The sequence below is a fragment of the Polaromonas sp. P1_G4 genome (assembly GCF_056405475.1).
Genome location: NZ_JBFUCA010000004.1, coordinates 1 through 26,572, shown reverse-complemented (window position 1 = coordinate 26,572; position 26,572 = coordinate 1). Strand labels below are relative to the sequence as shown.

The following is a 26,572-nucleotide window of genomic DNA, read 5'->3' as shown; positions in this document are numbered from 1 at the left end:
GAATGTACCTGCGGGTACATGAGGATTCCGAGCACCGGCCAACGCCACCCCCAGTTCGCGCAGTAGCCGGGAACTATCCGTGGATGGCGGCGGCTACTATTACGCAAATGCCCAGCGCCATCGCGGCAACCACCAGCGCCAGCGCCACGTTCTGCTTCTCGACAATCTCCAGCCACAGGTCGTACGGCGTCATTTTGTCAATGATGACAAAGCTCAGCCAGAAGATGATCACGCCGATCAGCGCGAACAAAATCGAGCCGAGGAATGCGGCGGGTTTAAGCCATTCAAGTCCCATGATGTTCTCCAGAAAAAATCTGCCAGGTTGAATAGAAAGGGGCTGGCTTCATTTATGGCCGCCTCCGCCGGAAAATCCACCGAATGAACCGCCTGAACTGCGCGAGCTGCTGGACGAAGAACAGTTCTCGACATTCGGGTCGCAGCGCGAGCAGCGCGTGACCAGCAACAGAACCACCAGTATCACCAGCACCACCACAACAATGGTGCCGCAACCCATGCCCGACGCACTGCTCAGGGGCTTGGCATCCGCGCGCTTGAAGAGGTCTTTCTTGCCTTCAAGCTTGAAAGCCCTGGCCACCAGGCCGCCGTCCAGCTTGCTGCCGCTGGACCAGGTGACTTCGTTCGGCGCCTCTTCCTGGGACAGCAGCGCGCTGCCGCTGGCGAAATCGCGGTTAAAGGTTTTTTGCCCGCGCTGAACCTGCCAGTAGAACTCGCCGGCGGCATATGTGGTCTCGGCGCGGTAGCTGCTTTGCAGGCGGTAGGTGGTCTTGAGGTAGGTGGCGCTTTCGCCACCCGTCTTGAAGGTGGGCGCGCCGGTCAGGGGCTTGACCACGCTCCAGCCGTCGGTGGCGTCCACCAGAAAGGTAAAGCCGCGCTTGCGGTTGTAGAGCAGGTATTCATCCCAGCCGAAGTGCTCGTCCGGATCGTCGGGCTCGTACCCCATGCGGTGCTGGAACCCGACGACCTGCCATTGCGTGCCCAGCAACTGGCCCGTGCTTCCCAGCGCGATCAGCGGGGCAACCGGTTCGTCCTGGATCGCATGCTGAAGCGCGGCGCCTGTGCCCTGGCTCAGGTCGATGAGGCTGTTGCAGGAACTGCAGGTGATGCTTTTGCTGGCAGCCAGCGTAACCGCCACCGTCGCTCCGCAGTTGGGGCAGCTGAACTGCCTCCCGCTTTCTTCCTTGGCAGACTCGTCCTTCAGGCCAGCCAGCTTCAGTTCGTCAAGCAACACCGAGCGGCCCAGCGACAGCACCGGCGCGCCGCCGCCGGATGCCGTGCCGTAGTCAACACTGAGCACATCGCCATCCGTGCTGCGCAATTCAACCACGGCAAAGGGCATGCCCAGCGCCGGCAGGCGCGGCAGCTCGCCCTGTGCGGACAGCAGCACAACGCTCTCGTTGGAGGCCACACTGAATGGCTTGGCATTGATCGCCGTGGTGGCGCCGATGCGAAAGTTTTCTGCGGGCGGTACGGCGCGCTGCAGGCTGGTGGGCCGGCTGAACACATAAGCGCCGTTGTCCTCACTCAGGAAGGCCGCGCTGCCGTCATCCAGAATGGCATACCACTCGGTCCAGGTTCCCTGGGCGTACTTGTATTGCAGCCGGCCGACGAGCGTGAAGTTGCGACCCTGCCAGACCCCGGAGGCTTGCAGCTGCAACGGGCTGAAGTCGTTGAACAGTTCGGCCATCTTGCCGATGCGCGACAGCGTGTCACCGTCACGCACGACGGTGCTCTGGCAATAGCCGCACACCGCATGGGTGGACTGCGCGCTGCGGAATTCAACAGGCGCACCGCAGCCGGGACACGGCGCGCGGTAGGCGCGTTGCTGGGGCTCGGATGCCAAGTGGGGCCTGGTCGAGGTCGGTCAGTGAAGGGGCCGGGGCCGTGTCAGACCAGTTTTTTTAGCAACTCGGCCTTCTTGGCGTCGAACTCTTCCTGTGTGAGGATGCCCTTGGCCTTGAGTTCTCCCAGCTTCTCGAGCGTGGCCATGACATCGTCGGGCTTGACCGCCGCCGCTGCAGCGGAAGCCGCTTGGGCTGCGCCGCCCTGCAGGCCCTGCTGCAGGTTTTGCGCCAGCACCTGGCCCAGCGCCACACCGGCACCCAGGCCCATGGCGTCACCGGCAATACCGCTGCCGCCCCCGCCGCCTTCGGCGAATTTCGGGATGGCCTGCGCCGTCTGGTACTGCATGAACTTGCCCATGTCGTTGCCGACCATGCCCATACCGATTTTCTGGTCGAGGATTTTTTGCAGCTCTTCGGGCRGCGAGAGGTTCTGCACCGTCATGCCCTCGAGCTTCAGGCCTAGCTTGGCAAATTCGGGCACGAGCTGCGCCGCCAGCGCCTGCGCAAACACGAGCTGGTTCGCGGCCAGATCGAGGAAGGCAATGTCGCTGGCTGCAATGGCGGCAGAAATGTTCTGCAGCACCAGGCCGCGCAGCTGCCCGTCAAGGTCGGCCGTGGTGTAGCGGTCACGCGTGCCTGAAATTTCGGTGTGGAAAAGCTTGGGGTCGGCAACACGGAAGTTGTAGTTGCCGAAGGCGCGCAGCCGGACGGCACCGAAGTCCTTGTCGCGAATGGTGATGGGCTGGGGCGTGCCCCACTTCTGGTCGATCTGCTGGCGGGTGCTGAAGAAGTAGACGTCGCTCTTGAAGGGAGACTCGAACAGCTTGTCCCAGTTCTTGAGGTAGGTCAGCACCGGAACGGTCTGCGTCGTCAGCTTGTACATGCCGGGACCGAACACGTCGGCGATCTTGCCCTCGTTGACGAAGACCGCCATTTGCGATTCGCGCACGGTGAGCGAGGCGCCGTACTGGATCTCCATGTCGGCCATCGGAAAACGCCAGGCCAGTGTGCCGTCGTCGTCCTCGGTCCACTGGATGATGTCGATGAACTGTTTCTTGATGAAGTCCATTAAGGCCATAGCGCGCTCCCTTGAGTGGTTGTCGGCCACATGATACCCGCCGATAACGAAGTTTTTACGTTATTTACTGGCCCTGACCGCCTCCAGTGCAGTTCAGGCCGCGGCCCTGCTCTGTGCAGTCCAGTTGGACCAACCCGGCGCTGCGCGGATCAGGGAACCCTGCCAGGCGGAAAGTCGGCACATCGGCCACAACGCCGCCTTCGGCATCCTTGATGCCGGCGGCGCGCAGGGACTGCTGACGGCGCTCATCGCCTTCCAGGACTGGCAGCGCCGTAYCGTTCACAATGCGCGCGTCACCGGTACGCTCCGCGGTACTGGCCGGGGCAGGCGTGATATTGGCTGTCGTGACGGCAGCCGTATTCTGCAAGGTGTAGTTGCCCGCGTCGGCGCCTGACAGGGTGATACCGGTAATGCTGACGGGCTTGCCGTTGCCGACGGCGGGTGTGTCGAAGTTGCCGGTCGCGGCGCCCACCGTCAGCACGTCCGCGCCTATGCGGCCGGCAAAGGCCGCGCCGCCGGTCGCCAGCGTGGCTGATGTGGTGCCGTCCTGCACCTTGTTCGCGGCGGTGATGCCGCTGACATTCGCAATCGAAGCCGGCGTGATGCTGGCCGTGGTGGCGGCCGTGCTGTTGACGCTGTAGTTGACCGCATCGGTGCCGGTGATGGCAATGCCGCCGACGTTGACGGTTTTACCCACGCCTGCATTCTTGTCGGCAAAGCTTGCCGACGTGTTGCTGGCCGCGAGTACATCGCCGGCAACCCGGTTGTCGGCCAGTGTCACGGTTGCGGCAGTGCCGCCGTCGTACACCTTGTTTTGGGCCGCGGCGCCCACGGTGAGCGCGCGCTGGGTGATGTTTGCCGTGGTCGCCGTCGTCGTGTTGAACGTGTAATTGCCAGCATCGGTGCCGGTGATGCCGATGCCGCTGACGCTGACGGCCTTGCCGGTGCCCACGTTCTTGTCGCCAAAGCTGGCCGCCGTGTTGCTGGTGGTGAGCACGTCACCGGCGACGCGGTTATCCGCCATGGTAACGCCGGCTGCCATGTTGCCGTCGTAAACCTTGTTGGTTCCCGTGGCGCTGACCGTGAGAGCGCGCTGCGTGATGTCGGCCGTGGTGGCAGCCGTGGTGTTGGCCGTGTAGTTCCCGGCGTCAGTGCCGGTGAGAGCGATTCCGGTGACGTTGACCGTCTTGCCGATACCCGCGTTCTTGTCGGTGAAATTCGCGGCCGTATTGCTGGCGGTCAGCACATCACCCGCGATGCGGTTGTCGGCAAGCGTCACGGTGGCAACGGTTCCGCCGTCATACACACGGTTCTGGCCGGTGGCGCCGACCGTGAGCGCGCGCTGCGTGATGTTGGCAGTGGTGGCTGCCGTGGTGTTGGCACTGTAGTTGCCCGCATCGGCGCCGGTGAGGGCAATGCCGCTGACGTTCACGGTCTTGCCGGTGCCGACGTTCTTGTCGGTAAAGCTCGCGGCGGTATTCGTGGCGGTCAGTACATCGCCGCTGAGGCGGTTGTCGGTCAGCGTGACGGTGGCAGCAACGCCGCCGTCATAGACACGGTTCTGGCCGGTGGCGCCGACCGTCAACGCGCGCGGCGTGATGGTCAGCGCGCCATTGGTCAAGGCCAGGGTGTAGTTTTCGCTGTTGGTGCCCACGCCGGCAGTGATGGCCACCGGTCCGGCCGCCACGGCCGTCCGGTCAACGGCTGTGGTGGTGTAGTTCACGCCCAGGCCGGCGATGGTGTCACCGTCGATCAGGCCGCTTACCACCCCGGTCAGCAGGGGGTTCGTGTCGCCATACACCTTGGTCTTGTTGTCGGCCGTAACCGTCAAGATCGGCGCGACGCGGTAGAGGAAAGTATTTGCGCTGCCGGCCGGTACATAGCTGGCGTCGCTGTTGTAGCGCTTGCTGTAGCCAGCAACGCCCTCAAGCGTGGTGCCGGGGTCGCCGCTGTAGACCAGGTAGCGGCCGGATGCGGCCACGATGCCGCCCACGCCCACATTGTTGATGAGCTGGCCGCCGGTGCTGACGCCGGCCGCATTGGCGCTACCGGCCTTGAGGACCACGGCATCGCCGGTGGCGGAAGAATTTACGGCATTGTTCAACGTGAGATTTGACGCCGCGCCGGTGGTTTCAATTTTGACCGCGCCGGTAGCCGTTACGCCTGCTATCGCGCCGACCGTGCCCACAACCAGTGCGCCGGCCTGCCTGTAGTCCACGCTGCCGGTGCTGGCGGCGAGCGTGGTGACGGCATTGCCCGCGTTTGCCAGGGTGTAGGCGCCGGCTGCGCCGGTCAGCGCAAGTCCCGAGGCCGCGATGGCGCCAGACTGGCTGACAGCACCGCCTGCAGAAAGGGTGGCATTGCCGGTGGTCGCAATGGCCGCCACGTCGAATCCGGCCGCGCTGCTGTACTGGATGGCCCCCGCCGCATTGGCCGAGTCTGCGGCATTGCGGGCCTGCAGGTTGATGGCGGTGTTGGTGTTGCCGCTGTTGCTGAGCGTGATGCCACCGCCGGCGTTGACCAGCGTTTTGACCTGCAGCGTGCCGGCCGTGATGTTGCCGGTACCTGCAGTCTGGGTGACCGCGCCCAGTGCTGTCAGGTTCAGTGTGCCGCTGCCGACGTTTGAGGCCGTGCTGCCCACACCCAGGTTGACGGCGCCCGTGCTGCGCACGAAGGCGTTGGCATTACCGGTGGTGTTGACACTCAGGTTGCCGGCCGCCACGTCGATGCCGTTGCTGGCGTCGGTGCCGATCTGGCCGTTGGCATTGAGGGTGAGGTTCTGCGCGGTGATGGTTTGCACACCCACATCGGTGATGGAGCCGGCATTGAGCGTCAGGGTCTTGCCGGCCAGGCCGACCGCGCCGCCTATGGTCATGGCGCCAGTGCTGGCCGTATCGCCGATGATGATGGGGCCGGTGGCACCCGTGGCGAAGGCGCTGACTTCCGCGGCCGTGAGGTCAAAGCCCGAAGCGCCCGACAGTGACATGGTGCGGCTCGCGGTTTTCGCCTTGAGCGTCAATGCGCCACTGGTCGCCAGCGCGTTGTTGCCGGTGTTCGCGGCGATGGCGACCGTGTCGGCCGTGATCGTGATGGGCCCGCTGCCGGCAACCACGTCGACGTTGTTCTGCGTGTACGCGCCGGTGCCGGTGTCTATGGCGACAGCGTTGTTGACGGTGCTGATATTGCCAGCCACCGTTGTGCTGTTGTTGCCGTTATTCAGCGTGAAGCCGCCCGCCGCCGTGATGGCATTGAGGGTGGCGATGTTGTTGGCTTGGGTGCCAAGGTTCAACGAGCCTGCACCCGTGCCGGCCACTGCCAGCGAGGCCGCCGTCACAGCGCCCGACTGCGTGATGTTGCCGCCGGATTGCAGCGTCAATGCCCCTGTGGTATTGACAGCGGCCACATCGAAGCCGGTTGCGTCGCGATAGCTGACTGCGCCATTGGCATTGGCTGTGTCGGTGGCATTGCGGGCACGCAGATCGACCGTGGCGACTTCGTTGCCGGCATTGTTCAATGTGATGTTCGCCGTGCCGGCGGACAGCGTTTTGGCAACCAGCGTGGGCGCGGTGATGGCTCCCGTCTGGGTGATGGTCGCGCCGGCCACCACTGTCAGGCTGCTATTGGCAACTGAGGTGCCCAGCACCACGGCATTGGCATCGCGCAGCGAGACGTTGTTGCCGCTGGTGACGGCCACGCTGGAGAAATTGTTGGCGGCATTGGCCAGCGTGATGTCGTTGGCCGCGCCGGCGGCCAGCGTGGTGGCGCCTGTGACCGTCACCGCGCCGGTCTGTGTGATGGCGCCGGCCGTATTCAGCGCCAGAGAGCCCGACACCACTGAGGTCCCCATCACCAGCGCATTGCTGTCGGTGATGCTGACGTTATTGCCCGTGGTGACAGCCACCGCCCCCGTGAAATCGTTGCCGGCATTGGTTAGCGTGATGTTGTTGCCGGGGCCGGCCGCCAGGGTGGCGGTGGTCGCCTTGATGGCGCTGGTTTGCGTGAGCGCGCTTCCGGCCGTCAGGGCCAACGCACTGACGTTGAGCGCGCCATTGAGGCTGATGTCGCCGGTGTCGGCGCCGGCGGTGGTAGCCGTCAGGGAAGTGGCACCGGTGACGCCCACCGAAGCACCACCCATGGCGCCCACGGCGATGTCGTTGGCGGTCACGGTGAGCGCCGACAGGGCCAGGCTGGCGCCCGTGGCGCCGGCAATGCTCACGTCGCCGTTGCCCGCCTGCAGGATCAGCGTACGGCCCGAGGCCTGGCTGTTGACCGCTCCGTCGAACTGGATATTGGCGCCGGCACCCGCGCCGGCATTACCGCCGCGCGAGTCCACAGTGATGCTGGCCGTATTGAGCAGTGCGTCATCCTTGATGCGAATCGCACCGCCAGCGCCGGAGACCGCGCCACCGACCTGGTTGCCACCCAACGCCGTAAGCCCGCCGGCAAGGGTGATGGTCGGCGTGGCGCCCGCTGCGTCGAGTGTGATGGCGCCTGCGTTGCCGCCCGCCGCCACGCCTGCGCCGCCGTTGCCGCCGGTGGTGGTGATGGCGGCGACCGATACATTGCCGCCGGTGGAAGCCATCGACACCGCGGCGCCCTGACCGCCGGCCTGGTTGCCGCCCGCGCCGTTGCCGCCAACAGCGCTGATTGCACCGGCGCTGCTGATGGCTCCCGTGGAATTGACGGTGACCGCGCCACCATTGCCGCCCGAGCCGACGGTGCTGCCGTTGGTGCCGTTGGCCGTGATGGCCGCCGTGGTGACGCCCGCGCCGGAAATGTCTACCGTGCCGGCATTGCGTCCGTTGGCCGTGCCGGCAGTTGTGCCGCCGCTGGTGACTATGGCGCCAACCGCCACTGCGCCGCCGGATCCGCTAATGCTGACATTGCCGCCATGGCCCGAAGTGCCGCCCGTAGTGGTCAGCGTACCCGCCGTGAGGTTGCCAGCCGTGTTGCTCAGGGTAATGCTGCCTGCCGAACCGCCTGCGCCCGTGCCGGCTGCATTGCCGCTTTGCGCAGCCAGTGCACCCACCGTGACGGCACCCGCAACGGTGTTGGCCACGCTGATGCTGCCCGCGTTGCCGCCGTCGCCGTTGGTGGTTCCGCCTGCCCCCCCGCTGGCCGTCATGCCTGCGGTAGTGACCACCCCCGTGGAGGTGATGCTGACGGCGCCGCCGCTGCCGCCCTTTTGACTGGACGTGGCCGCTGCCGCGCCGCCGCTGGCGGTGATGGTGCCGGTACCCATGGTAAGGCCGGCGCCGCTGATGGTGACCGTGCCGGCATCGCGGCCAGCCAGACCGCTGACCGTGGTGCCGCCGCTGGTGGTGATGTTGTTGTTGAGCACCGACACCTGGCCGGCAGCAGAAAGGCTGACGTTGCCGCCGTTGCCCTTGACACCACCGGTGGTGGTGACGGCCCCGGTGGAGAGTGTTCCCGCTGCTGCGGTGTTGCTCACGGAAACACCGCCGGCCGTGCCGCCCGCGCCGGTGCCCAGCGCGTTACCGGTTTGCACCGTCAGCGTTCCGGTGGTGATATTGCCGCTGCCGCTGTTGTTGACGGTGATGCTGCCGGCATTGCCCCCGGCCGCATTGGTGCCGACCGCTGCGCCGCCGCTCGCCACGAGATTGGTGACCGTGACGCCGTTGTTGCCGCTAATGGAAATCGCCGCACCGTTGCCGCCGGCCTGGTCACCCGTCAGCGTGCCATTCGTGCCGCTGGCAGTCACGGTGGTGCCGGTCAGCAGGCCTCCTGTGGCCTGCAGCGTGACGGAACCTGCGTTGCGTCCCGTCGTGCCCGCGTTGGCGGTGCCGCCGCTGGAAACAACCGCGCCTGTCGTCAAAACACCGCCCGTCGAGGTGACGCTGATGTTGCCGCCGTTGCCGTTGGCGCCACCCGTGGTGGTAAGCGCACCGACTGTCAGCGCCGTTCCGTTCAGCGTGATGCTGCCGGCCGTACCGCCGGCGCCCGTTCCGGTCGCGCCACCCGTTGAGGCCGTCACTGCCGCGGTGCCCAGCGTACCGCTGCCCGTGATGCTCACCACACCGGCATTGCCGCCGGCCTGGTTGGTGCCCAGGCCCGCGCTGCCACTGGCGCTGACCAGACCCGTGACCGAGCGGTTGACGCCCGTCACCGTAATATTGCCCGCATTGCGGCCAGCGCCGGTGCCACCGGCCAGCGCCGTGCCGCTGGTGTTCAGCGTGCCGGTAACCGTCACGCCGCCCTGCGAGGCCAGTGCGACCGAGCCGCCGTTGCCGCCTGCCGCGCCGCTGCTGTCTATCGCGCCGGTTCCGATGTTGGCGCCGGCCGCGTTGTTGGTCACGCTGATGCCGCCGGCCGCGCCGCCGGCACCTGTACCCACTGCCGCGCCCGTACGTGCCGTAAGCCCACCCAAGGCAATCGCGCCTGCCGATGTGGAATTGTTCTGCACCGTGATGCTGCCGGCATCACCACCGTCACCGTTCGTGGTGCCACCCGTRCCGCCGCTGGCGGTGAGCGCGCCCGTGGTCACGGCATCGGTGGTCGTGATGCTGACGGCCGCGCCGCTGCCACCTTTCTGGTTCGACGTGGCAGCTGCCGCGCCACCGCTGGCCGTGATGGTGCCCGTTCCCATATTGAGGCCGCCGCCGCTGATGGTGACGGTACCGGCATTACGGCCGGCCAGGCCACTGACCGCAGTGCCACCGCTGGTGGTGATGTTGTTGTTGACAATGGACACCTGACCCAGCGCCGACAGATTGACATTGCCGCCGTTGCCCTTGACACCACCGCTGGTGAGGATGGCCGCGGTGGACAAGGTACCGCCGGCCGCCGCGTTGGCCACGCTGACGCTACCGGCCGTGCCGCCTGCACCTGTGCCTACCGCATTGCCGGTTTGCGCCGTCAGCGTTCCGGTGGCGATATTGCCGCTGCCGCTGTTGTTGACCGTGATGCTGCCGGCATTGCCGCCGGCCGCGTTGGTACCCACGCCTGCGCCGCCACTGGCTGTGAGGTTGGTCACCGTGATGCCGCTGTTGCCGCCAAGGGAAATCGCCGCGCCATTGCCGCCGGCCTGGTCGCCTGCCAGCGCGCCATTGGTACCGCTGGCCGTAATGGTCGTGCCGGTGAGCAGGCCGCCCGTGACCTGCAAGGTGACCGCCGCTGCGTTGCGACCCGCCGTGCCGGCATTGGCCGCGCCACCGCTGGTATTGATGACACCGGCTGTCAAAACGCCCGCCGTGGACGTGACACTGACGGCGCCGCCGTCGCCGTTGGCGGTGCCTGTGGTCGTCAGCGCGCCGGCTGTGACGGCGCTACCTGTCAACGTGATGCTGCCGGCGTTGCCGCCGGCACCCGTTCCTGTTGCGGCACCTGTTTGGGACGTGATGCCGGCCGCGCCAAGTGTGCCGCTGCCGGTAATGCTCACCACGCCGGCGTTGCCACCCGCCTGGTTGGCACCCAGCCCCGCGCCGCCGCTGGCGGTGATCAGGCCCGTGACCGAGCGGTTGACGCCACTCAGGGTGATGTTGCCGGCGTTTTTTCCTGCGGCGGTCACCCCGGCGCCGATAGCGCCGCCGCTGGTGTTGATCGTTCCGCCGACCGTGAGAGCGCCTTGCGAACTCAGGACGACGTCGGCGCCGGCGCTGTTGGTGCCGCCATTGGCCGTCACAGCCCCTGCGATGGCGAGGGCTTGCCCGGCCGCGTTGTTGGTCACCTGCACAGCGCCGGCGGTGCCGCCCGTGCCGGCGCCGAAAGCAGCCCCGCTGTTGGAGCTCAGTGCTCCCAGCGAGATGGCGCCGGTGGTGGCCGAATTGTTGATGACGGTGATGCTGCCCGCGCTGCCGCCGTTGGCCGGCGTGGCAATGCCCGCACCGCCCGTGGTGTTGATGGCGCCTGCGGTGATGCCGCCCGCGGCAGCCGTGATTTGCACATTGGCGCCGTTGCCGCCGCTTTGGCCGGCGCCTATGCCTGGCGTGCCGTTGGCCGTGATGTTTCCGGTACCGGTGCTCACGCTTGCGCCTGAGAGCGTGACGGTGCCGGCATTGCGGCCTGCATTGCCCGCCAAGGTGACGCCGCCGGCCGTATTGATCGCGCCTGCAGCACCAGTGGACAGCGCACCCAGGGCACTCAGGGTGACGGCACCGCCGTCGCCTTTGGTGCCGCCGGTGGTGGTGATGCCTGCCGTCGTGACATTGCCGGCCGCTGCCGTATTCGTGACGGCGACGCTGGCCGCGGTGCCCCCTGCGCCCGTGCCGATTGCATTGCCGGTTTGGGCCGCCAGGGTTCCGGTGGTGATGTTTCCGCTGCCGCTGTTGTTGACCGTGATACTGCCGGCATTTCCGCCGGCAGCATTGGTGCCCACACCCGCGCCGCCGCTGGCCGCGAGATTGGTGACGCTGATGCCACTGTTGCCGGTAATGGAGATCGCCGCACCGTTGCCGCCGGCCTGGTCGCCCGTCAGAGTGCCGTTCGTGCCGCTGGCGGTCATGGTGGCGCCGGTCAACAGACCACCCGTGGCCTGCAGCGTCACCGTTCCGGCATTGCGCCCGGCCGTTCCCGCATTGGCTGTGCCGCCGCTGGAAACGATCGCGCCTGTCGTCAAAACGCCGGCCGTCGAGGTGACGCTGACAGTGCCGCCGTTGCCGTTGGCGCCGCCCGTGGTCGTCAGGGTACCAGTGGTCACTGCCGTGCCGTCCAACATGATGCTGCCTGCTGTGCCGCCCGCGCCGGTACCCGTCGCTGCACCGGTTTGTGTTGCGATGTTGTTCGTGCCCAGGCTGCCGCTGCCGGTGATGCTCACCACGCCGGCATTGCCGCCGGCCTGGTTGGTACCCATCCCTGCACCGCCGCTGGCGGTGATGGCACCGGTGATGGCGCGGTTGACGCCCGTGATCGTGACGTTGCCGGCGTTCTTGCCTGCTGCGGTCATACCGGTACCCAACGCGCCGCCGCTGGTGGTGATCAGCCCGCTGACGGTAAGGGCACCTTGTGAGCTCAGGGTGACATCGGCACCGGCGCTGTTGGTGCCGCCGTTGGCCGTGATGGCCCCCGTGGTGAGGCCTTGCCCGGCCGCATTGTTGGTCACCTGCACGGCACCGGCCGTGCCGCCAGCGCCGGTCCCGAAGGCCGCTCCACTGCTGGAGCTCAGCCCTCCCAGTGAGATGGCGCCCACCGTCGCCGAGTTGTTGATGACGGTGATCGTGCCCGCATTGCCGCCGCTGGCCAGGGTGGCAATGCCCGCACCGCCCGTTGTATTGATGGCACCGGCAGTGATGGCGCCCGTGGCCGTGACTTGCACATTGGCGCCATTGCCGCCATTTTGGCCAGCGCCTATACCCGGCGTGCCGTTGGCGGTGATGTTGCCCGTGCCGGTGCTTACGCTTGCACCCGAGAGTGTGACGGCGCCGGCATTGCGGCCGGCATAGCCTGCCAGCGTGACGCCACCGGCCGTGTTGATGGTGCCAGCAGCGCCGGTGGACAAAGCTCCCAGCGCACTCAGGTTCACGGCGCCGCCGTCGCCTTTGGCTCCGCCCGTCGTGGTGACTCCCGCGGTCGTCAGGTTGCCCGCGGCAGCCGTATTCGTCACCGAAATGGTGCCGGCCGCACCGCTGGTACCGGTGCCCGTGGCCGTGCCGGTCTGTGCGGCCAGCGCGGCGGCAGTGATGTTGCCGGCACCGCTGTTGGTAACCGTGATGGTTCCTGCATTGCCGCCCGACGCATTGGCGCCCACACCGGCCCCGCCACTGGCGGTCATGGCTGCGCCTGCGATGCCGCCCGCGGCGACTATGGAGACTGCGCCCGCGTTGCCGCCGTTGCCGGCCGTGTTGCCGGCCGTGCCGTTGGCCGTTACGGCGCCCAGCGCGGTGATGGCGCCGGCCGCCGTGATGTTGATTGCACCGGCATTGCGGCCTGCAGTGTTGGCCAATGCCGTGCCGCCGGTGCTGGTGACGGTGCCCGCGCTCAATGCACCGGCGGAATTGAGCGTGATAGCGCCACCGTCGCCATTGTTGCCGCCCTGGGTGGTGATGTTGCCGGCGCCCAGGCTGGCGCTGGCCACGCTGTTGGTCACGGAGATGCTGCCAGCCGTGCCGCCAGCGCCGGTGGTGACCGCATTGCCGGTGCTGGCGGTCAACCCGCTCACAGCGACGTTACCGGTGCCGCTGTTAGCCAGGATGATGCTGCCCGCGTTGCCCCCGGCCGCGATGCCCGTCGTGCCAGCGGCACCGCCACTGGCCGTGAGGGTGCCTGTGCTGGAGATGCCGCCGGTGGAGGTAATGCTGATACTGCCGCCCGTACCACCTGCCTGTCCAGCCCCCAGCCCGGCGGAACCGCTGGCGGTGATGGCGGCGGTGGAGACACCGGCGCCCGAGATGCTGACGGCCCCGCCGCTGCGGCCCGGGTTGCCGGTGGTGGCAGTGCCTCCTATGGCGTTGATGGCCCCGAGCAGGTTGACAGTCCCTGTGGCGTTGAGGGTGACGTTGCCGGCATTGGTATTGCCGGCGCCGGTGGTGGTGATGCTACCGGCCGCAGTGCTGGTGATATTGGCCGCCGAAAGATTCACGCCGCCGGAAGCCGTTAGTGCGGCATTGAGGGCAATCGTGTTGCCCGCTTCAAAGCGGACCTTGTTACCCGCCGCCATGGCCAGCGCGCTGGCCAGCGTGATGTTGCGCGAGGCCTGGAGGTACAGCTCGCTGTAGCCGGTGATGTCGGCGATCTGGATGGTGTACGTGCCCGTCGGGCTCGGTGGATCGAAGAGGGCCACGTCGGGCGTGCCATCGGCATTGTTGGGTGGTGAGGACTGTATGGTGGTGTTGATGTCGATGTCCTGCGGGTCCAGCAACACCCTGCCGCCAGTACCGGCCGGCGCGGCCACGTCGATACTGCCGCGCAGGTCCAGCTGCTGCTTGCCCGAAACCTCGACAAAGCCGCCGTCGCCGCCGTTGGCACCGCCGCGCGCGCTGACAGCGCCGCTGTGGCGCGTGTCACCGTCGGCCCAGACCACCACTTTTCCGCCTTTGCCGCTGTCTGTCGCGTCGGCCCGTATCGATGCGCCTGCGGCCACATAAGTGCGTGAAGCATTCTGGACGGCCGCATTGCCGCCCTGGTAGTCGCCGCCCACCAGCGCGGTGCCGCCGCCGGCCGGGCCGGACACGTCAATGGATGCGCCGGTGTTCAGCGCCACCTTGTCGCCAAGCACCTGCACCGTGCCGCCGCTTTGGCCCGGTGCGGTGCCGCTGGCATCGAGTGTGCCGGAGACCTGGACAACACCTGTGCCACCGCCGCTCAGCACAATCGTGCCGTTGCGCTCCACGGCGGAGTTGGCGCGGATGACGCCGGACTGGTTGATGACGGTCGCCATCGCATCGCCCATGGCGCTGGCCAGCACGGCAACCCGGCCGCCCGTGGCCGTGATGCTGCCGCTGTTGGTGATCGCGGCCTGTGCCGCCGCCGCATCCACCGAGAAACGCACCAGGCCTGTGCCCGAAGTGTCGACCGACACGCGGGAGCCTGCCAGCAGGCCAACCGAACCAGCGTCTGCGGTGATGGCACCGGTATTGCYGACCTGGGGCGCGGCCAGCAGCACGTAACCGCCGCGCGCGACGTTGATGCTGCCGTGGTTGTCCACCCGGCCGGAGGCGTTGCCGCTGAAGGTGTAGCGACCTGCCATGAAGTCGCCGTTGCCGATGTCGAGACTGGAGGCGACGAGCCCGCCCACATTGACTTGCGCCCCAGGAGCGAACATCACACCCGCCGGGTTGATCAGGAAGACCTGGCCGTTGGCGCTCAGCGAGCCGAAGATGGATGAGGCACCGTTGCCGATGACGCGGTTCAGCGCGACGGACGAAGCGCCGGGCTGCACGAACTGCATCGATTGCCCCACGCCGATGTTGAAGCTTTGCCAGTTCAGCACCGCCTTGTCGCTGGTCTGGTTGACCACCATGGCGTTGGCCGACGGCGTGCTGACGCTGGCCTGGCCTCCCACCACCTGCGCGCCTTCAGGCAAGGCGGTGGCCCAGGGCGAGACAACCGCCAGCAGCGTCGCAAGCAGGCGCGACAGCCTGCGGTCGCTGCGGATGCGGTAGGTGGCCGAGAGCTTGCGAGACAGGCGGACCACCACCGTACGCACGGACCAGGGGCTATAGGCGGCGCGGGCGGAAGAAGTGTGGGCGGTCATGATGGGCATGCAGAGCGGGGAGTGGGGCCGGGCTAGAACCAGGTTTGGACCGACAGCCAGGCGCGCGGCGCACGGTCCGGGTCGCCGGTGGACGGCAGCGCCGTCGTGGTGCGCCAGGCCAGGTAGGTCTTGACCAGGAATTTGCCGGACTGGCCCAGCGTGGCGCCCACACCGGCGGAACCGAGGCTCAGCGTGTTGGCATTGCCCGGCACAGTGGGGCCGTTCTGGTTGAAGCGAATGCGCCCATGGTCATAGAAAGCCAGCAGGGTCAAAGGCTCACCCCAAACCGTTGGCGCGAGCTGGTAACGCGACTCCAGGTTCAACAGGAAACCGGCGTCGCCGACGCCTTCGCCCACTGGGTAGCCGCGCACGCCATTGGGCCCGCCCAGAACCATTTTTTCGGCCGAGCTGAGGTTTTTCGACGCCAGCTGGGCCTGTGCCGCGACGTGAAAGCTGTAAGCGGCATCAAAAAACTGGGAGCGCTGGAATTCCAGGTTCAGCTTGCTGAAACCGCCCGCTGTGCGCAGGCCGCCGAGGCCATCGTCAAGCGCCTGATCGGCCGCATTCAACGTGAGGCGGCCAAAGGTGGCGTTCACGGCATAGTTGTTCAGGCTGCTGCCGCCTGCCAGTTCGTCGATGAAGTTGCCCGCCAGCCCCAGCCTGAGCGCGGCGATGTCGCGCTCGCTTTTGAGTGCGGGTGTGCGCGTTTCGTCAACGAGCTTTTTTTGCTCTGCACTGATGAGGCCGTACAAATTGCTGGCGCGCCCGCGCAGCAGGGGGTGGGACAGGCTGAGGCCGAGAATGTCGGCCCGGCCGCTGGCCCCCAGCGGCTCGAACTGCTTGCCCAGCGCGTAATCCAGGCGCACCGCGCTGACCCCCACCCTTGTGCCGTAAGCGCCGACCGGCACGGTGTAGCCGGCACGGTATAAGGTCGAACCAGCCTGGTCGCTTTGCTGGGTGCTCAAGGCCAGCACGTCACCGCGCCCCAGCAGGTTGTTGAGATTGGCACTTAACGTGACACGCGCGGCACCAGCGGCGCGCGCACCATGGTTGTCTACGCTGACCGAGCCGTCGGCGCGCGGCCCTTTGCCCTGCACGGTGATCAGGACATCCGCCAGGCCCAGGCGATCTCCAGGCTCGACCGTAGCGCCGGCGTCGTACCCCGCCAGGTCGCGCAACAGCAACACCGGCTTGTCGAGTGCGTATTCGGTAACGGCGTCACCGGACCGCAGCTGGCCGCCCACCAGTTCTTCCGCGAACGTCTTTGAGATACCAGCGCCGTCGACACGCACAGTGACGCGGCCGACCCGCGCTTCGATGATGGTGATGGCGACAGTCCCGCCTTCTGCGGGAAACGCCTGCTCGGGCAGGTACGCCTGCGTGAGCAGATAGCCGTTCTGCCGGTAGAGCGCGCTGACGGCATTGGCGGCGTCTGTGAGGCCAGCCAGATCCGTGGACCGGTGGAGCCGGCTCGACAGCAAAGCCGCAAGTGCTTCACTGGAGAAAACGCTGTTGCCGGAGAAACTGAACGCCGCTGGCGTGATGCGCGCCGTTCCCGCCGCTGGCTCCGCAACCCGGGGTGGTGTCAGTTCAGGTAGTGGGCCGCTACGCGGGGGTAGCAGCGGTAACGAACCTTGCGGCTCCAGCAGCGTACCRGCATCGGGCCGCACGTCCACGCGGGCCTGCGCCAGCGCAGGGACGTTCAGGGCGATGCATGCGCCCAGAACCCCCCAGGCAAAAAGCCTGGATGCCAGAAAGACTGAACTGCGCAAGGAGCGACCCTTTCGATGTACAAATGAAACAAAATGTTTTATTGGTTGTAGCGCTTTACCCTTACGCTGTCCAATATTTTCCGCTAAAGAACCTCTTATTTTCGCGGTAAGTGTTTGTTTTTACACGATTATTTTAGGATTTTGAGAAAGTAAGCGGGCACGCTCAATGTTCTTGGTTAAATGTAAGTAAATGTTAGAGCATTATTCCCACCGGCAGGCAGACAGAAGTGGCCGTCGGCCGCATGAAGAAGCGCCGGTCAATAGGAATAAGAAGAGAGAAGAGGAGGCAAAGAAGGGGGCGGCACTCATGGATCTGTGCCGGCCGGCAGCGCCAGTACTGGCGAGGTTGGGCCAAAAGCCTGCGGGCAGCAGGCTCAGGCCCATGATTGCTATCTTTTTGAGAGCTGCTTGCGCACGCTCAGCAGGGATGACGAGTCATTTTGATGATCAACCAAGCGCAATTAATGGAATCGGTCCATCCGACCCGTTGAACGGCTTGCCTCGTGGACGGCTGCGACGGGAGTGCACAGCCGAAAAAGTCAGCGCCGCAGCCCGGTTGAGCGGCCTCGAAAAGGCCGGGGCTGGGGGTCCGTTGGGACTCCCCCTCGCTAAAGAAAAGAGAAGGGGAGGACGACATGCGCCAGTCCCGGGGGTCAGATCAGGCTGTGCCCCATACCTCGCGTGCGGTTTCGACCACCAGGCGCAGCTTGTTGCGTTGCGCTTCCACGGCGATGTTGTTGCCGTGCACTGTGCTGCTGAAGCCGCATTGCGGTGACAGCGCGAGCTGCTCCAGCGGTGCGTATTTCGCAGCGTCTTCAATGCGGCGTTTCAGGTCGTCCTTGCTTTCCATTTCACCGAACTTGGTGGTGACCAGGCCCAGCACCACGGTCTTGCCCTTGGGCAGGTAGCGCAGGGGCTTGAAATCGCCGCTGCGGCTGTCGTCGTACTCGAGGAAATAGGCGTCCAGGTCCATCTCCTTGAGCAGCGCCTCGGCCACCGGCTCGTAGTTGCCGGCCGCGGCGTGGGTGCTCTTGAAGTTGCCGCGGCACAGATGCATGGCCAGCGTCATGCCGGCGGGCTTTTGCGCGACCACCTTGTTGATGAATTTGGCGTAGCGGTGCGGCAGCTCATTAGGGTCGTCGCCGCGCTGGCGCGCCGCCTCACGCATTTTCTCGTCGCACAGGTAGGCCAGGTTGGTGTCGTCCATCTGCACATAAGTGCAACCGGCCGCGGCCAGGCTGCGCAACTCGTCGCCATAGGCTTTTGCCACGTCGTCGTAGAAAGCCGGATCGAGTTCGGGATAAGCCTCCTTGCTGATGCCGGCGCGGCCGCCGCGAAAGTGCAGCATCGTGGGCGAGGGAATGGTGACCTTGGGCGTGTTGCCCGCACTGACCTGGCTTTTCAGGTACTGGAAGTCGGCGAGCTGGATGTCCTTGACGTGGCGCACCTTGTCAATCACGCGCATCACCGGCGGCGCCAGTTCCATGCTGCCGTCGGGCCGCTGGATGGTGACCGGGATGTCGGTCTTCACGCCGCCGATCTGCTCCAGGAAGTCGATGTGGAAATAAGTGCGGCGGAATTCRCCGTCGGTAATGCTTTTGAGGCCCACGTCTTCCTGGAACTTCACGATTTCGGTGATGGCCTGGTCTTCGACCTTGCGCAGTTGTTCGGGCGTGATCTGGCCCTTGGCTTTTTGCTCGCGGGCTTCCAGCAGGTACTGCGGGCGCAGAAAGCTGCCGACATGGTCATAACGGGCGGGTAGCTTGGCGGTCATGGGAAAGTCTCCATCGGTTGCAGGCACAAACCCCCATGGTATTCCAGCAAAATCACCCCTCATTGGATACAGAAACTCCGTATTTTCCCTGAATTTCTCTATTTTTCTTGGCATTTTGGCAATTTGTGTATACATTAAGTATCCATGAATGCCCAGAAATCGACTTTCCCCCTGAACGCCTGGTATGCCGCCGCTTATGACGTAGAGGTGGGCCGCACGCTGCTGGCGCGCACGATCTGCAAACAGAAGGTGGTGATGTTCCGCCGCACCGACGGCCAGGTCGCCGTACTGGAAGACGCCTGCTGGCACCGGCTGCTGCCGCTGTCCATGGGCACGCTGAACGGCGACGAGGTGACCTGCGGTTACCACGGCCTGGTCTATAACGCCCAAGGCCGCTGCACCCACATGCCCAGCCAGGAAACGCTGAACCCCTCGGCCTGCGTGCGCGCGTTTCCGGTGGTGGAAAAGCACCGCTTTGTCTGGATCTGGCCCGGCGACCCGGCCAAGGCCGACCCGGCGCTGGTGCCCGACATGCACTGGAACGACGACGCAGACTGGGCCGGCGACGGCAAGCTGATCACGGTGAAGTGCGACTACCGCCTGGTCGTCGACAACCTGATGGACCTGACCCACGAAACCTTTGTGCACGGCTCCAGCATCGGCCAGCGCGCCGTGGCCGAGGCGCCCTTTGTAGCCACGCACGGCGACCGCACGGCCACCGTCACGCGCTGGATGGAAAAAATCGACGCACCGCCGTTCTGGGCCGGGCAGATCGAGCATGCGCGCGGCTACAGGGGCAAGGTGGATCGCTGGCAGATCATCAAATTCGAAGCGCCCTGCACTGTGAACATCGACGTCGGCGTAGCCGAAGCCGGATCAGGCGCGCCACCCAAGGACGGCCAGCCGGGCGACCGCAGCAAGGGCGTCAATGGTTTTGTGCTGAACACGGTGACGCCAGAAACAGACGGCAGCTGCCACTACTTCTGGGCTTTCGCACGCAACTACTGCCTGGGTGAGCAGCGCCTGACGCACCAGCTGCGCGAGGGCGTGGCCGGCATCTTCCGCGAGGACGAACATGTGCTGGAGGCCCAGCAAATCGCCATCGACGAACACCCGGACCACCAGTTCTACAACCTCAACATCGATGCCGGCTCGATGTGGGCACGCCGCCTGATAGACGGACTGATCGCGAAAGAAAAACCACCAGCGCCTGTCATCGCTATCCGGCTGGCGGCCTGAGGCGGGGTCATTTTTATGCGAACCACAATCAATGCTATCAATTCAGTAGCTGCCGGCGCAGATTCTGACAGGGGTACAGGCCAAAACAGCCTTGAAAGTGCCCAGGTGCGGGCGCAGCTTCAGCTTCGCGAGATGATCCTGGCCGGCGAGTTGCCCGGCGGCGCGCGCATTGCCGAGCTGTCCATCGTTGAAAAGCTCGGCTTCTCGCGCACACCGATCCGCGCGGCATTGATGCGGCTGGAGCAGGAAGGCCTGCTGGAGTCGCTGCCCAATGGGGGCTACGCCGTGCGCACGTTTTCCGAACGCGATGTGTCCGAAGCGATCGAACTGCGCGGCACCATTGAAGGACTGTCGGCGCGGCTGGCCGCCGAGCGAGGCGCACCCACCGTGGTGCTGAACGAAGCCCGCGAATGCCTGGGCAAGATTGATGCGGTGCTCAGCCAGCCTGCGCTGGACGATGAGGCTTTCTCTTCCTACGTCGCGCTGAACGAACGGTTTCATGAACTGCTGGGTGAAATGGCTGGCAGCAGCGTGATTGCCAAGGAACTCGAACGCGTGTTCAGCCTGCCCTTTGCGTCGCCTTCGGGTTTCGTGGTGGTGCAGGCCAATTCCCCGGGCGCGCGCGACATGCTGGTTGTGGCGCAAGACCAGCACCGCCAGGTGCTCGACGCCATTGAGCAGCGCGAAGGCTCGCGCGCCGAAGCGATCATGCGCGAGCACTCACGCCTGGCCCAGCGCAACCTGCGCGCTGCCGTGGCCAGCCACAACCTGGACCAGATGCCTGGCGTGCGTCTAATTAGAAAGAAATGACGTTCCCCCCGAAGCGGCCTGCGGCCGCCTCCCCCCAGGGGGCGCCACCAGTGGCCCGGCAAAGCCGGTTCCACGGCGACCCTCGAATTGAAGAGATCACGGAAAACTGAATGAAAGCCACCTCCAGCTGGACCGATGCGGTCATTGAATCTTTTGAGGACCTCACGCCCACCGTGCGCGAGTTTCGCATCCGGCCCACGGGTGACGCAGCCACCGTGCAGCGCCACGAACCCGGCAGCCACCTGCAGGTGCAGCTGCTGGTGGACGGCAAGCCGCAGCTGCGCTCTTACTCGCTGGTTGGCGAGACCGATGCGCAAACGTATCGCATCGCCGTGAAGCGGCTGGACGACGGCCGCGGCGGTTCGCGCGCGATGTGGCAGCTGGCCGCCGGCGACCGGCTGCAGGTGAGCGGCCCACGCAACCATTTCCCGCTGGACTTCAACGCGCCAGCCTACCTGCTGGTGGCCGGCGGCATAGGTATCACGCCGCTGGTCGGCATGGCCGAAGTGCTGGCCGCCCGCTGTGCGCAGTCGGGCCGGCCGCTGCGCATGCTGTATGGCACGCGCAGTGAATCTGAACTGGCTTACGGCGAAACACTGCGGGCTTGCCTGGGCGAACGGCTTCATGTGGCCGTCGACGCGCGCATCGACTTTGCCGGCGAGATTGCGGCGCTGCCGGCGGGCGCGCAAATGTACGTCTGCGGTCCGGTGCCCATGCTGGACGCCGCGCGCCATGCCTGGGAGGCCTCGGGCCGGCCAGCGACTGACCTGCGTTACGAGACCTTCGGCAACAGCGGGCGGTATGCGCCGCAGGCTTTCCGGGTGCTGATTCCGCGCCACGCGCTGGACATCACCGTGCCGGCCGGTTGCAGCCTGCTGGACGCGCTGGAGCAGGCGGGCGTGGAAGCGGTGTCCGACTGCAAGCGCGGCGAATGCGGCCTGTGCACGCTGGACGTGCTGGCGGTGGACGGCGAGATCGACCACCGCGACGTCTTTCTGAGCGAGCACGAGAAACAGCAAAACACGCGCTTGTGCGCCTGTGTCTCGCGCGTGGTCGGTTCGGTGACGCTGGATTCTTCCTACCGGCCCGACGCGTGAGGGGACAACTTGTGTGCGATCACCGGGTCATGCGCGCGATGATCGCACAATCGACCGCGAATCAGCAGTGACCCCGTGAGCGGCAACCCACACAATGAAGCCATGGAGGGCATGGAGGTCATGGCCGATGTGTTCACATATCGAACATTTGTGCTGATACCGCACTCATACTAGACTCGCACCGGTTTGCAACCCGATGCCGGCAACCTGAACTCCGCCGCGTTTGACGCAGCAGCAAGAACTGAAAACCACCCAGGAGACAAGCATGAAAAAACGTACCTTCCTCACCGCCGCCGCGCTGTCGGCCGCGGCACTTGCCGCCGCCCCGGCACTGGCCCAGGACAACACCTTCAAGATCGGCCTGATCCTGCCGATGACGGGCCAGCAGGCCACCACGGGCCGGCAGATCGAGGCGGCCGTACGGCTTTACATGGCGCAGAACGGCGACAGCGTGGCGGGCAAGAAAATCCAGCTGATCGTGAAGGACGACACCTCGCTGCCGGACACCACACGCCGCCTGGCGCAGGAGCTGGTGGTCAACGACAAGGTCAACGTGCTGGCAGGCTTTGGCATCACGCCCTCGGCCCTGGCCACCGCGCCCATTGCGACGCAGTCCAAGACACCCATGGTGGTGATGGCCGCGGCAACATCCAGCATCACGCAGGCCTCCCCCTACATCGTGCGCAGCAGCTTCACCTTGCCGCAGGTTTCGGTCGCGCTGGCTGACTGGGCGCCCAAGAACGGCATCAAGACGGTGGTCACGCTGGTGTCCGATTACGGCCCCGGCATTGATGCCGAAAAATTCTTCAAGGACCGCCTGACCTTCAACGGCGGCCAGGTGACCGACGCGCTACGCGTGCCGCTGCGCAATCCCGACTTCGCGCCCTTCCTGCAAAAGGTGCGAGACAACAAGCCCGATGCGCTCTTCGTCTTTGTGCCCTCGGGCGCGGGCGCCGCGGTAATGAAGCAGTTTCTCGAACGCGGCCTGGACAAGGCCGGCATCCGGCTGATCGCCACCGGCGACGTGACGGACGACGACCAGCTCAACGACATGGGTGACGGCGCGATCGGCGTGGTGACCTCCCACCACTATTCGGCGGCGCACCCCTCGGCCATGAACAAAAAATTCGTGGAAGCGTTTGCCAAAGCCAACAAGGGCCTGCGCCCCAACTTCATGGCCGTGGGTGGCTATGACGGCATGCGGGTAATTTACGAGGCGCTCAAAACCAGCAAGGGCCAGGGTGGCGGCGACGCGCTGCTCGAAGCCATGAAGGGCCAGCTCTTTGAAAGCCCGCGCGGCAAGATCTTCATCGACGCACAGACGCGCGACATCGTGCAGGACGTCTATCTGCGCAAGGTCGAGAAGAAGGACGGGCAACTCTACAACGTGGAGTTTGACGTGATCAAGGACGTCAAGGACCCAGGGAAGAACAAGTAACCCCCCGAAGCGCCGCTTCGCGGCGCCTCCCCCCCTGCTGGGGGCAACCTCTGCGGCCCGGCAAAGCCGGTTCCGCGCCGTTCCTTGCGAAGATAAATGCTCACGATTCTTTTCGACGGTATCGCTTACGGCATGCTGCTGTTCATTCTGGCGGTGGGACTGGCGGTGACCATGGGCCTGATGAATTTCATCAACCTCGCGCATGGTGCTTTCGCGATGGCCGGCGGCTACATCACCGTGTTGCTGATGCAGCACTTCGGCGTGCCTTTTTTGCTGTGCCTGCCGCTGGCCTTCGCCGGCTCGGCGCTGCTGGGCGCTGTACTGGAGCGCACGCTGTACCGGCCGCTGTACAACAAGCCGCACCTGGACCAGGTGCTGTTTTCGATCGGCCTGGTGTTCATGGCGGTGGCCAGCGTGGACTACTTCGTCGGCTCGACGCAGCAGATCGTGCAGCTGCCCCAATGGCTCAAGGGCCGCACCGAGATTGGCAGCGGCGCCTGGATGCTGGGCATGGGCCACTACCGGCTGTTCATCATTGCGGTGTGCGCCGCGCTCACGCTGGGCCTGCAATTCGTGCTGACTCGCACACGCTTCGGCAGCCGCTTGCGTGCCTCGGTGGACGACCAGCGCGTGGCGGCCGGCCTGGGCATCAACGTCAACCTGGTGTTCCTTTCGACCTTCGCCGTCGGCTCGGGACTGGCCGGCCTGGGCGGCGCGCTGGGCGCCGAAGTGCTGGGGCTGGACCCGAGCTTTCCGCTCAAGTTCATGATTTACTTCCTGATCGTGGTGGCCGTGGGCGGCACCACGTCGATCACTGGGCCGCTGCTGGCCGCGCTGCTGCTGGGCATTGCCGATGTGGCGGGCAAGTACTACATCCCCAAGCTGGGGGCCTTCATCGTTTACAGCCTGATGATCGCGATCCTGATCTGGCGGCCGCAGGGCCTCTTTGTGCGCAAGGGTGGCAGATAAATGAACACTCAAACGTCCCTGCTCAAAAACAGCCGCTGGAAGCTCTGGGAACCGGTGCTCTGGCTCGCCGCCTTCGCCGCGCCGGTGGTGATGCCCAGCCACGCGTCCATCATCAATGAGATCGCCATCGTCGCGCTGTTCGCGGTGTCGCTGGATCTGGTGCTGGGTTACACCGGCATCGTCTCGCTGGGCCATGCAGCCTTCTTCGGCATAGGCGGCTATGCGGCGGCGCTGTTCGCCAAGCTGGTGATGCCGGACCCGCTGGTGGGCCTGGCGGTGGGCATCGCCACCGCCACGCTGCTGGGTGCTGTGTGTTCACTCACCATCCAGCGCGGCAGCGACCTGACACGGCTCATGGTGACACTGGGCGTGGCGCTTATCCTGCTGGAGCTGGCCAACAAACTTGACTGGCTGACCGGTGGCGCCGATGGCCTGCAGGGCGTGGTCATGGGCCCGCTGCTGGGCCGCTTCGAGTTTGACCTGTCGGGCCGCACCGCCGCCTATTACTCGCTGGCCGTGCTGCTCATTTTGTTTGTGCTGATGCGTCGCCTCGTGCATTCGCCGCTGGGCGCGACACTCAAGGCGATACGCGACAACCGCCTGCGCGCCATGGCCATCGGCATTCCAGTCGCTTCACGGCTGGCGGTGGTCTATACGGTGGCGGCCGGCGTCGCGGGCGCCGCGGGAGCGTTGATGACGCAAACCACCGGCTTTGCCTCGCTGGATTTGTTTGAGTTTCATCGTTCGGCCGATGTGCTGCTGATCCTGGTGGTTGGCGGTGCGGGCTGGCTGTACGGGGGTGTGGCCGGGGCGATTGTGTTCAAGCTGATGCAGGACGCGCTGTCGTCCATCACGCCGCAGTACTGGACCTTCTGGATAGGCCTCTTCCTGGTGGTGCTGGTGCTGGTGGGGCGCGAGCGCCTGGTCCGGCCCTGGGCATGGCTGCCCAAGCGCGGAGGCCAGCCATGAGCGCGGCGCCGCACAGCGACGCGGTACTGTCCGCGCAAGGGCTGGTGATGCGCTTCGGTGGCATTGCCGCCACCAACAACGTGAGCCTGAACCTGCGTCGCGGCGCGCGCCATGCGCTGATAGGGCCGAACGGTGCGGGCAAGACCACGCTGGTCAACCTGCTGACGGGCGTTCTGCAGCCGACCGAAGGCCGCATCTTCCTCGATGGCGAAGACATTACGCGGCTGGCGCCGCACCAGCGCGTCAAGCGCGGGATGGTGCGCACCTTCCAGATCAACCAGCTCTTCGATTCGCTCACGCCGCTGGAAACGCTGGCACTGACCGTATCGCAGCAAGCGGGGCTCGGCGCGAAATGGTGGCAGGCGCTGGGGCGCAACCAGCGCGTGGCCGAGCGCTGCGAACAGTTGCTGGAGCAGTTTCACCTGACCGGAGTGATGGACCAGCCGACCCGCATGCTGGCCTACGGGAAGCGCCGCCTGCTGGAAATCGCCGTGGCGCTGGCCTGCGAGCCGCGCGTGCTGCTGCTCGACGAACCCGTGGCCGGTGTGCCGGCCGGCGAGCGCGAAGAACTGCTGCAGACCGTGGCCGCACTGCCCGCTGACGTGTCGGTACTGCTGATCGAGCACGACATGGACCTGGTGTTCAGCTTCGCCACCACCATGACGGTACTGGTCAACGGCACGCTGCTGACCGAAGGCACGCCTGAGGAGATCGCGGCCGACCCTCAGGTCAAGGCGGTCTATCTGGGCCATGGCGAAGAGGTGGCTCATGGCTGAACTGCTCAAGGTCGACAAACTGCGCGCCGGCTACGGTGAGGCGGTGGTGCTGCACGAGGTGTCGTTCACGCTGGGCGAGGGACAGACGCTCGCGCTGCTGGGCCGCAACGGCACCGGCAAAACCACGCTGATCAACACACTGGCAGGCGCGACGCGGCAGCACGGCGGCGCCATCTCGTTCGGGGCGGGCGCATCCATGGTCGCGTTGCACCATTTGCCCTCGCACGAACGCGCGGCGGCCGGCATAGGCTGGGTGCCGCAGGAGCGCAATATCTTCAAGTCGCTGACGGTGCACGAGAACCTGACGGCGGTGGCGCGCCCGGGCAAATGGAACCCCGATGGCGTGTACGCCATGTTCCCGCGCCTGGCCGAGCGAAAGGGCAACCTGGGCACGCAGCTGTCGGGCGGCGAGCAGCAGATGCTGGCTGTGGGCCGTGCGCTGGTACTCAACCCGAAGCTGCTGCTGCTCGACGAACCGCTGGAGGGCCTGGCGCCCATCATCGTGGAGGAGCTGCTGCGCGCCATACGCCGCATCACGCGCGAAGAGGGCCTGAGCGCCATCATCGTGGAGCAGCACCCGCAGGCCATTCTGGCGATTTCCGACAGCGCCGTGGTGCTGGACCGCGGCATGGTGGTCCAC

The 26,572-nt window shown here is 65.8% G+C and carries 14 protein-coding genes; 8 read left to right on the top strand and 6 right to left on the bottom strand.

Annotated elements, in window-relative coordinates; translation table 11 throughout:
- Nucleotides 1-73: 73 nt before the first annotated feature.
- From AC1D1X_RS00590 to AC1D1X_RS00565, 6 genes are all read right to left on the bottom strand, one after another.
- Complete coding sequence (locus AC1D1X_RS00590; RefSeq protein ID WP_007871890.1) at nucleotides 74-295, bottom strand: DUF350 domain-containing protein; 222 nt, start codon at nucleotides 293-295, stop codon at nucleotides 74-76.
- A 48-nt stretch (nucleotides 296-343) separates the two neighbouring features.
- Entirely contained in the window at nucleotides 344-1,861 is a 1,518-nt protein-coding gene (locus tag AC1D1X_RS00585) for a DUF4178 domain-containing protein (protein WP_477670478.1), read from the bottom strand.
- Nucleotides 1,862-1,905: 44 nt separating this feature from the next.
- Entirely contained in the window at nucleotides 1,906-2,940 is a 1,035-nt protein-coding gene (locus AC1D1X_RS00580) for an SPFH domain-containing protein (protein ID WP_477697668.1), read from the bottom strand.
- 64 nt (nucleotides 2,941-3,004) lie between these two features.
- A complete protein-coding gene (locus tag AC1D1X_RS00575) occupies nucleotides 3,005-15,088 on the bottom strand; it encodes a YDG domain-containing protein (RefSeq protein WP_477697667.1) in 12,084 nt (4,027 codons plus the stop codon).
- Between the two features lie 32 nt (nucleotides 15,089-15,120).
- On the bottom strand, nucleotides 15,121-16,860 hold the full coding sequence (locus AC1D1X_RS00570) for a ShlB/FhaC/HecB family hemolysin secretion/activation protein (RefSeq protein WP_477670475.1): 1,740 nt from the start codon (nucleotides 16,858-16,860) through the stop codon (nucleotides 15,121-15,123).
- A gap of 658 nt (nucleotides 16,861-17,518) precedes the next feature.
- Complete coding sequence (locus AC1D1X_RS00565) at nucleotides 17,519-18,634, bottom strand: 5-methyltetrahydropteroyltriglutamate--homocysteine S-methyltransferase (protein WP_457281944.1); 1,116 nt, start codon at nucleotides 18,632-18,634, stop codon at nucleotides 17,519-17,521.
- Between the two features lie 144 nt (nucleotides 18,635-18,778).
- On the opposite strand from AC1D1X_RS00565, the gene AC1D1X_RS00560 reads away from it, so the two are divergent.
- The 8 genes from AC1D1X_RS00560 to AC1D1X_RS00525 form a co-directional block, all read left to right on the top strand.
- Entirely contained in the window at nucleotides 18,779-19,873 is a 1,095-nt protein-coding gene (locus AC1D1X_RS00560; RefSeq protein WP_477670474.1) for an aromatic ring-hydroxylating dioxygenase subunit alpha, read from the top strand.
- A gap of 105 nt (nucleotides 19,874-19,978) precedes the next feature.
- Nucleotides 19,979-20,683 carry a GntR family transcriptional regulator gene (locus AC1D1X_RS00555; protein ID WP_457281942.1) on the top strand — a complete coding sequence of 235 codons (705 nt, stop codon included), beginning with the start codon at nucleotides 19,979-19,981 and terminating at the stop codon, nucleotides 20,681-20,683.
- Between the two features lie 110 nt (nucleotides 20,684-20,793).
- Nucleotides 20,794-21,780 carry a PDR/VanB family oxidoreductase gene (locus AC1D1X_RS00550; RefSeq protein ID WP_477670472.1) on the top strand — a complete coding sequence of 329 codons (987 nt, stop codon included), beginning with the start codon at nucleotides 20,794-20,796 and terminating at the stop codon, nucleotides 21,778-21,780.
- A gap of 265 nt (nucleotides 21,781-22,045) precedes the next feature.
- The gene (locus AC1D1X_RS00545) at nucleotides 22,046-23,218 is read left to right on the top strand and encodes an ABC transporter substrate-binding protein (RefSeq protein WP_457281940.1); all 1,173 of its coding nucleotides are present in this window, start codon (nucleotides 22,046-22,048) and stop codon (nucleotides 23,216-23,218) included.
- A 96-nt stretch (nucleotides 23,219-23,314) separates the two neighbouring features.
- The gene (locus tag AC1D1X_RS00540; RefSeq protein WP_477670471.1) at nucleotides 23,315-24,187 is read left to right on the top strand and encodes a branched-chain amino acid ABC transporter permease; all 873 of its coding nucleotides are present in this window, start codon (nucleotides 23,315-23,317) and stop codon (nucleotides 24,185-24,187) included.
- Nucleotides 24,188-25,156 carry a branched-chain amino acid ABC transporter permease gene (locus AC1D1X_RS00535; RefSeq protein WP_477670470.1) on the top strand — a complete coding sequence of 323 codons (969 nt, stop codon included), beginning with the start codon at nucleotides 24,188-24,190 and terminating at the stop codon, nucleotides 25,154-25,156.
- Complete coding sequence (locus tag AC1D1X_RS00530) at nucleotides 25,153-25,932, top strand: ABC transporter ATP-binding protein (protein WP_477670469.1); 780 nt, start codon at nucleotides 25,153-25,155, stop codon at nucleotides 25,930-25,932. Before AC1D1X_RS00535 ends, AC1D1X_RS00530 begins: the two co-directional genes overlap by 4 nt.
- The coding region (locus tag AC1D1X_RS00525) for a branched-chain amino acid ABC transporter ATP-binding protein (protein ID WP_477697666.1) at nucleotides 25,925-26,572 on the top strand (648 nt) is incomplete at its 3' end. The genes AC1D1X_RS00530 and AC1D1X_RS00525, both read left to right, overlap by 8 nt.